6 protein-coding genes are annotated in these 8,288 nt (G+C 61.0%); 4 read left to right on the forward strand and 2 right to left on the reverse strand.

Going from position 1 to position 8,288, the window contains the following annotated elements:
• The 4 genes from prfA (at position 1) to clpB (ending at position 5,893) form a co-directional block, all read left to right on the forward strand.
• Entirely contained in the window at positions 1-1,080 is a 1,080-nt protein-coding gene (gene prfA / locus RWJ89_RS30965) for a peptide chain release factor 1 (RefSeq protein WP_221947926.1), read from the forward strand.
• Positions 1,077-1,937 carry a peptide chain release factor N(5)-glutamine methyltransferase gene (gene prmC, locus RWJ89_RS30970; protein WP_221947925.1) on the forward strand — a complete coding sequence of 287 codons (861 nt, stop codon included), beginning with the start codon at positions 1,077-1,079 and terminating at the stop codon, positions 1,935-1,937. The genes prfA and prmC overlap by 4 nt, the downstream gene beginning before the upstream one ends.
• Before the next feature lie 342 nt (positions 1,938-2,279).
• Positions 2,280-3,041, forward strand: a complete 762-nt coding sequence (locus tag RWJ89_RS30975; RefSeq protein WP_221947924.1) for a DUF4167 domain-containing protein — start codon at positions 2,280-2,282, stop codon at positions 3,039-3,041.
• A gap of 251 nt (positions 3,042-3,292) precedes the next feature.
• Positions 3,293-5,893 (forward strand): ATP-dependent chaperone ClpB, encoded by a 2,601-nt coding sequence (gene clpB / locus RWJ89_RS30980; protein WP_221947923.1) that lies wholly within the window; start codon positions 3,293-3,295, stop codon positions 5,891-5,893.
• Between the two features lie 101 nt (positions 5,894-5,994).
• On the opposite strand, the gene RWJ89_RS30985 is transcribed toward clpB, so the two are convergent.
• On the reverse strand, positions 5,995-7,935 hold the full coding sequence (locus RWJ89_RS30985) for a M23 family metallopeptidase (protein WP_077977731.1): 1,941 nt from the start codon (positions 7,933-7,935) through the stop codon (positions 5,995-5,997).
• Between the two features lie 143 nt (positions 7,936-8,078).
• Positions 8,079-8,288, reverse strand: a 210-nt coding sequence (locus RWJ89_RS30990; RefSeq protein WP_316031934.1) for a hypothetical protein, incomplete at its 5' end; no start/stop codon positions are given.

Here is an 8,288-nt window from a genome sequence, read left to right on the forward strand (position 1 = left end):
GTGGCGAAGCTTCCCGTTGAAAAGATGCGCGAACTGGAACGCCGTTTCGGCGAGATCGAGGCGCGCATGTCGGCTGGTCCGGCTGCCGATGTCTATGTGAAGCTCGCATCCGAATATTCCGAGCTGCAGCCTGTCGTGACGAAGATCCGCGTCTATGAGAAGGCCGTCGCCGAGCTTGCCGACTTGGAAACGCTGCTCGAGGACAGATCGGTCGACCGCGAGATGCGCGACCTCGCCGAGCTGGAGCTGCCCGAGGTGAAAGAGCAGATCGAGGCGCTGGAACAGGAGATGCAGATCCTGCTTCTGCCGAAGGACGCAGCCGACGAAAAGAGCGCGATCCTCGAAATCCGCGCCGGCACGGGCGGTTCGGAAGCCGCCCTTTTCGCCGGCGATCTGTTTCGCATGTACGAGCGCTTTGCGGCGGAAAAGGGCTGGAAGGTGGAGGTGCTCTCGGCAAGCGAGGGCGAAGCCGGCGGCTACAAGGAAATCATTGCGACGATCACCGGCAGGGGGGTCTTTGCCAAGCTGAAATTCGAATCCGGCGTGCATCGCGTGCAACGCGTGCCGGAAACCGAGGCGGGCGGGCGTATCCATACGTCGGCCGCAACGGTTGCGGTGCTGCCGGAGGCCGAGGAGATCGACATCGAGATCCGGGCTGAAGACATCCGCATCGATACGATGCGCTCTTCGGGTGCCGGCGGCCAGCACGTCAATACGACGGACTCGGCGGTGCGCATCACCCACCTGCCGAGCGGCATCGTCGTCACCAGTTCGGAAAAATCGCAACACCAAAATCGCGCCAAGGCGATGCAGGTGCTACGCTCCAGGCTCTACGATGCCGAGCGGCAGAGGGCCGACAGCGAGCGCTCTGCCGATCGCAAGAGTCAGGTCGGCTCCGGCGACCGATCGGAACGTATCCGCACCTATAATTTCCCGCAGGGGCGGATAACGGACCATCGCATCAATCTGACGCTCTATAAGCTCGACCGGATGATGGAAGGCGAGATCGAGGAGGTCGTCGACGCGCTGATGGCCGATTACCAGGCCAGCCAGCTGGCGCAGCTCGGCGAGCAACGATGAGTTCGACGGTCGCCGATATGCTTGCCGAAGCGCGCCGCCGCTTCACCGAAGCAGGTATCGTCGATCCGGCGACCGATGCGCGGCTGCTTGTCGCGGGCCTTCTGACACTGTCGCCGACCGAGCTGTTGACGCGATCGGCCGAGAGGCTTTCTGCCGAGCAGGCCGAATTGATTTTCAAGGCGCTGGAGCGGCGGCTCGGTCATGAGCCAGTGCATCGCATTCTCGGCGAGCGGGAATTCTACGGCCTGCCGCTTCGGCTTTCGGCGGAAACGCTGGAACCGCGGCCGGATACGGAAATCCTGGTCGATACGGTTCTGATCTATCTCAAAGACCTTGCAAAGGCGCAAAGCCATCTCCATATCCTTGACATCGGAACCGGGACCGGGGCGATATGCCTTGCGCTTTTGAGCGAATGTCCCGATGCGTCAGGCGTCGGCAGCGACATATCGGCGGATGCACTTTTAACGGCAAGATCGAATGCAGAAAGAAACGGGTTGCAGGATCGTTTTGAGGCCGTACAGTCAAATTGGTTCGAGAACATCCAGGGATCCTTTCACGCGATTGTCTCAAATCCGCCCTATATTGCTTCCAATGTCATTCACGATCTCGCTCCCGAAGTGACTAAATTTGATCCGGCTGCGGCTCTGGATGGCGGCCCGGATGGGCTTGACGGCTACAAAGCCATAGCCAAGGATGCGGCAAGGTTCATCAGGCCCGATGGGGTCGTCGGACTGGAGATCGGCTACGATCAACGAAACGACGTGACGGCGATCTTTGAAGCGAAAGGCTTCAGGTGCCTCAAATCCGTGAAAGATTATGGTCAGAACGACAGGGTGCTCGTGTTCGCGCTCGCGTGAAAGACGATAATGCGGCATTGGACGAGACATTATTGTTATTGCGAAGAAAAGGCTTGGATTTCCCGGTGAAGCAATATAGGTTGCGGTCACGTGTTGGGCAGAGAGGAATGAACGAGATTCGTTCGGTACTTGGTTTGCCTCGGGGGTCCGCTCTTTTAAACGAGAGTTTCAACGGTTGAACACGACCCAATGCGTGAATCAGTCAAACTGACTTGAGAACCAAGCGGCAGGTCGGCGCAAAGGCGCAGTATGCTCGCGGCACAAAGGTCCTGATCCGGTTTTCCGGTCATGGCGGTTGGTGCCATGTATCCATCACAAACAGAGAATTCAGGTGAACGATCTATGAGGCCAGGACAGCAGAACAAGCGCGGTCGAGGGCGTGGTAACAATAATAACGGCGGCGGCGGCGGCGGAAATAACAATAACAACAATTTCAACCGCAAGGGCGGCAATCCGCTGACCCGGTCCTATGACAGCTCCGGCCCCGATGTGAAGATTCGCGGTACGGCGCAGCATATCGCCGAAAAATACGCGCAGCTCGCCCGCGACGCCCAAAGCTCCGGCGACCGCGTGATGGCCGAGAACTATCTCCAGCACGCCGAACATTACAATCGTATCATCGCCAGCGCCCAAGCGCAGATGCAGGAACGCTTCCAGCGCGACGACCGCGGCGAGTACAATGATCGCGACGGTGCGGACCGCGACGGCGACGACATGGACAACAATGAGAATGAGAATGACAATGACGGCGACGATGTCGTTATCGTCCAGCCACCGCAGAGCAGGTCGCACCAGCCGCAGCAGAGCAGACAGCACCAGCCGCAGGCACAGCCTAAGCCGGTAGCCGCTCAGGCGCCTGCACCGGCACAGTCCGAGGTCAACGATGGAACCGGCCCGCAGCCGGAGATCGAAGGCATTCCGGCCGAAGTCGCGATGGACGAGGAAGGTGCCGGCGGCCAGCCGCGCGAACGCCAGCCCCGCCGCCGCAGCACCGGCAGCCGTCCCCGTCGCCCGCGTCGCGGTACTGAGGGCGAAGAAGCCGCCGCTGAAGGCGAGGGTGCCTCTGCCGAGGCGCCAGTGCTGGCTGACGCCGCATCGGAATGAGGATTTCGCTTTGCCTTCAGGGGAGAGCGTGACGTTTATGCCATCTACTCGAATTAGCTTGAAAATCCCCGGCCTGTGCCGGGGATTTTCATTTTACGGGCTCTTTAAACTCGCGGAACAGGCTACCATATTCTCTTCGAACTGCTTCGCCCGAATCCCTTACGGGCAAAGCGCGACCTGCCTTTTCAGGGGGTCGATCTCAATCATCGGTCTGCGCCTCGTCAGGGCAGGGCGATCCATGGAGGTAGAATATGAATATCGAGAAATATTCGGAGCGGGTGCGCGGTTTCATCCAGTCCGCCCAGACCTATGCGTTGGCGCAGGGTCACCAGCAATTCACGCCGGAACATGTGCTGAAAGTCCTGCTCGACGATGATCAGGGCATGGCGGCGTCGCTGATCGAGCGCGCCGGCGGCGATGCCAAGGCCGCCCGCCTGGCCAATGACGCGGCTCTCGCCAAATTGCCAAAAATCTCCGGCGGCAACGGCAATATCTATCTGGCACAACCGCTCGCCAAGGTGCTTTCGACCGCCGAAGAAGCGGCGAAGAAGGCCGGCGACAGCTTCGTCACGGTGGAACGCCTGCTGCAGGCGCTGGCGATCGAATCCTCGGCCTCGACCTTTTCGACGCTGAAGAACGCAGGCGTGACGGCCCAGAGTCTCAACCAGGTCATCAACGACATCCGCAAGGGCCGGACGGCGGATTCCTCCAATGCCGAGCAGGGTTTCGACTCGCTGAAAAAGTTCGCACGCGATCTCACTGCCGAAGCCCGCGACGGCAAGCTCGACCCGGTGATCGGCCGCGACGACGAAATCCGCCGCACCATCCAGGTGCTTTCGCGCCGCACCAAGAACAATCCAGTGCTGATCGGTGAACCCGGCGTCGGCAAAACGGCGATCGTCGAGGGCCTGGCGCTGCGCATCGTCAATGGTGACGTGCCGGAATCGCTCAAGGACAAGAAACTGATGGCGCTCGACATGGGCGCGCTGATTGCCGGTGCGAAATACCGCGGCGAATTCGAGGAGCGGCTGAAGGCCGTGCTCAATGAAGTCCAGGCGGAAAACGGCGAGATCATCCTGTTCATCGACGAGATGCATACGCTGGTCGGTGCCGGCAAGGCGGATGGGGCGATGGATGCCTCCAACCTGCTGAAGCCCGCCCTTGCCCGCGGTGAGCTGCATTGCGTCGGCGCGACCACGCTCGATGAATATCGCAAACATGTCGAGAAGGACCCGGCCCTTGCCCGTCGCTTCCAGCCCGTTGTCGTCGACGAACCGACGGTCGAAGACACGATCTCTATCCTGCGCGGCCTGAAGGAAAAATACGAGCAGCATCACAAGGTGCGCATCGCCGATGCGGCGCTGGTGGCGGCTGCGACGCTTTCCAACCGCTATATCACCGACCGTTTCCTGCCCGACAAAGCCATCGACCTGATGGACGAGGCGGCGGCGCGGTTGCGCATGCAGGTGGATTCCAAGCCGGAAGAGCTCGACGAACTCGACCGCCGCATCATGCAGCTGAAGATCGAGCGCGAAGCGCTGAAAAAGGAAACGGACGTTGCGTCCGCCGACCGTCTGAAGCGGCTTGAAACCGAAGTGACCGATCTCGAGGAACAGGCCGATGCGCTGACTGCCCGCTGGCAGGCGGAAAAGCAGAAACTCGGCCTTGCCGCCGATCTCAAGAAGCAGCTCGACGATGCCCGCAACGAACTGGCGATCGCCCAGCGCAAGGGTGAATTCCAGCGTGCCGGCGAGCTGACCTACGGTGTCATTCCCGACCTTGAAAAGCAGCTCATCGATGCCGAGAAGCAGGATGGCGACCGCGGCGCGATGGTGCAGGAGGTGGTCATCCCCGACAACATCGCCCATGTCGTGTCCCGCTGGACCGGCATTCCGGTCGACAGGATGCTGGAGGGCGAACGCGAAAAGCTGCTCCGGATGGAAGACGAACTGGCAAAATCGGTGATCGGCCAGGGCGATGCGGTTCAGGCCGTGTCGCGCGCCGTCCGCCGCGCGCGTGCCGGTCTGCAGGATCCGAACCGGCCGATCGGCTCGTTCATTTTCCTCGGCCCGACCGGCGTCGGCAAGACGGAACTCACCAAGGCGCTCGCCCGTTTCCTCTTCGACGACGAAACGGCGATGGTGCGCATGGACATGTCGGAATATATGGAGAAGCACTCCGTTGCCCGGCTGATCGGCGCGCCTCCCGGCTATGTCGGTTATGACGAAGGCGGAGCGCTGACGGAGGCGGTGCGCCGCCGACCCTATCAGGTCGTGCTGTTCGACGAGATCGAAAAGGCGCATCCCGACGTCTTCAACATCCTGCTGCAGGTGCTGGACGACGGACGCCTGACGGACGGCCAGGGCCGGACGGTCGATTTCCGCAACACGATGATCATCATGACCTCGAATCTCGGCGCCGAATATCTGACGCAGCTGAGGGACGGCGACGACAGCGACACGGTTCGCGAGCAGGTGATGGAGGTAGTGCGCGGGCATTTCCGGCCGGAATTCCTGAACCGCATCGACGAGATCATCCTCTTCCATCGCCTGAAGCGCGAGGAGATGGGCGCGATCGTCGATATCCAGCTGAAGCGGCTGGTGGCTCTGCTGTCCGAGCGCAAGATCGTCATCGATCTCGACGAGGAAGCCCGCCACTGGCTGGCGAACAAGGGTTACGATCCGGTCTACGGCGCAAGGCCGCTGAAGCGGGTGATCCAGAAGTTCGTGCAGGATCCGCTGGCCGAGCAGATCCTGTCCGGCCAGGTGCCGGATGGATCGACGGTGACGGTGACGAGCGGTTCGGACCGGCTGCAGTTCAGGACAAGGCAGACGGTGAGCGAAGCGGCGTAAATACGGTTTGCCGGATGAATGAGAATGGCGGCTTCGGCCGCCATTTTTCGTTAGGCGGGAGTAACGACCGGCGGGTCATCAGCTTGTCGGTTTAATGGAAATTACTTGCTCGCCACCTGGTCTGGCGTCTGGTTGTTCAGCAGCGTATCGATGCGCTTGCGCTCGTCTTCGAATTTCGCCAGCGCCTCGCCCTGCAGCGATTTGCCGCCCGGCAGGCGGATGCGCAGCGGATCGACCTTGGTGCCGTTGACGATCAGCTCGTAATGCAAGTGCGGGCCGGTGGATTCCCCTGTGGTGCCGACCCAGCCGATCACCTGGCCCTGGCGGATCTTGGCACCGGGGACGACGCCCTTGGCGATGGCGCTCTGGTGATTGTAGGAGGATTCATAGCCGTTGGCATGGCGCACGATCGTCTGATTGCCATAACCGCCGGAATCCCAGCCGGCTTTTTCGACCGTGCCGTTGCCGGCGGCGATGATTGCCGTGCCGCGGGGTGCTGCCCAATCGACGCCGGTGTGCATGCGGGCGAAACCGAGGATCGGGTGGCGGCGCATGCCGAAGCCCGATTTGAAGATGCCGTTCGGAACCGGGTTGCGCAGCAGGAACTGGCGGATGCTCTTGCCGTTCTCGTCGAAATAATCGACCGTGCCGTCTTCGGGGTCCTGGAAGCGGTAAAAGCGCGTCTGCGTATCGCCGAAACGGGCGTTGACGTAGAGCAGTTCGGAATCCTCGGTCGCCTGACCGGCGCTGTCGGCGACGGAGAAGAAGGCTTCGAGACTGTCGGTCGGCCTCAGTTGCGCCTGGAAATCGACATTGCTGGCGAGCAGCTTGATGATCAGCGCCGTCATATCCTTAGTCATGCCGTAGGAAAGCGCGGCGCGATAGATGCCGTCATAGACGCGCGGCAGGTTCTGGCCGGGGGGAGGTGCGAAGGAATTGTCATCGAAGGCGGTGGCGATGGCATCCAGCATCGGCGGCTCACTGCCGGGCACGTATCTGCCCTTGTCGTCGACGGCCACGGTGACGAGATGGCGCGTGCCGCGGTAGACGCTGGCTCGGATGATCTTTGCCTGTTCGCCCTTCTGAATGATGCCGATGCGCAGCACATCGCCCTTGTCGAGATCACCAGAACCCAGTTGCTGCGCGATATAGCCGGCGATGCCGTCGGCATATTGCTGCGGATAGCCTGACTCCGTCAGCGCCTTGGCGATCGGCGTGTCGATGCGCACCGGCAGGATGTCGTCGGCGAATTCTTCGGTCTGCGGCGTGATCGATTCCGATGCGGAGACGGTCATGTTCTGTTCGAGCACGCGGGCGGACAGACCGGCGGTCAGATCGACATCGGCGTCCTCGTTGGAGAAACGACGCGGGTCGACGTAATAAAGGGCTGCGAGCTGCGTGTTGCCGTCCGTCAGCACCGAGCCGTTGGAGCGCACGTTCTCTTCGACCTCCTCAAGCGACAGGCCGGATGCCATCTGCATGCTGGTCTTGCCGGTCGGGAAGGGAATGGTCTTCAGGCTGACTTCGGATTCGACGTCGGAGCCGTAAAGCGCGCCTGTGCGGCTTTGCGGCGCCGGCTGCGGCTCGTCGGCGGAAAAGATCGCCAGGGGATCGAAGTCGGGATAGTCCTCCGTCGCCACATGGTTGGCGGCCAGCGTCATCTTCACATGCGCGAAAGGCTGGCGGCGAACGACTTCCTTTTCGCCGTCGTGAACGACGGTTGAAACTTCCATGATGGCACGGTCAGACGGTTTTGCGGCGATGGCAGGCGCGATCAACCGGCCGCCGCGGACCACTGTCGTATCCTCATGCGCGTCTGCCGCGACGCTCGCATAGGCTTCGGCGGGGATCGCCAGCTGCTGGCGGCCGTCAAGGGCGGCGAAAAGGGCGACGCCCATCAGAACGGAGGATGTAATGCCGGTGAGGAACGTGCCCGAAAGCCAGCGCAAGGAAACCTCGCGGCGGTCGGGGGCGCGTCTTCCATCGGCCAGAAGCGGAGGCTCGTTGCCCAACGAGCGGATCATCATTTTCTCCGTCATCATGGCAGTCGGGTCCGCGTCCTTACATCAGGCGTCTGTGGGAGCATGTATCGGCCATCCTGGCTGGGGCGAAAGATGTGCATATTTTGGGCATGGAAGTCAAATCACTCAGGAAAAGGCAGTCTGCCTGCATTTGCCTGTGTGAATCATATGTCTCTTAAGACCAGCAGATTGTGATGATGTCGGGGCGCAGGGGACAAAAGAGCGTTCTTTCCACGAAAAGTCGAAAGACGTTCATCTTTCGTGGCCGTGTATGGCCGGTCGGAATCCGGGAAATGATCGCATTTACGCGGCGTCCGAAATTTTTCCCGTAAAAACAATATCTTGAAAGAAAAATCAAATTTTTCGAAAAGCGC

It is taken from the genome of Rhizobium sp. 10PS4 (assembly GCF_032464805.1).
Taxonomy (GTDB): Bacteria; Pseudomonadota; Alphaproteobacteria; order Rhizobiales; family Rhizobiaceae; genus Rhizobium; species Rhizobium laguerreae.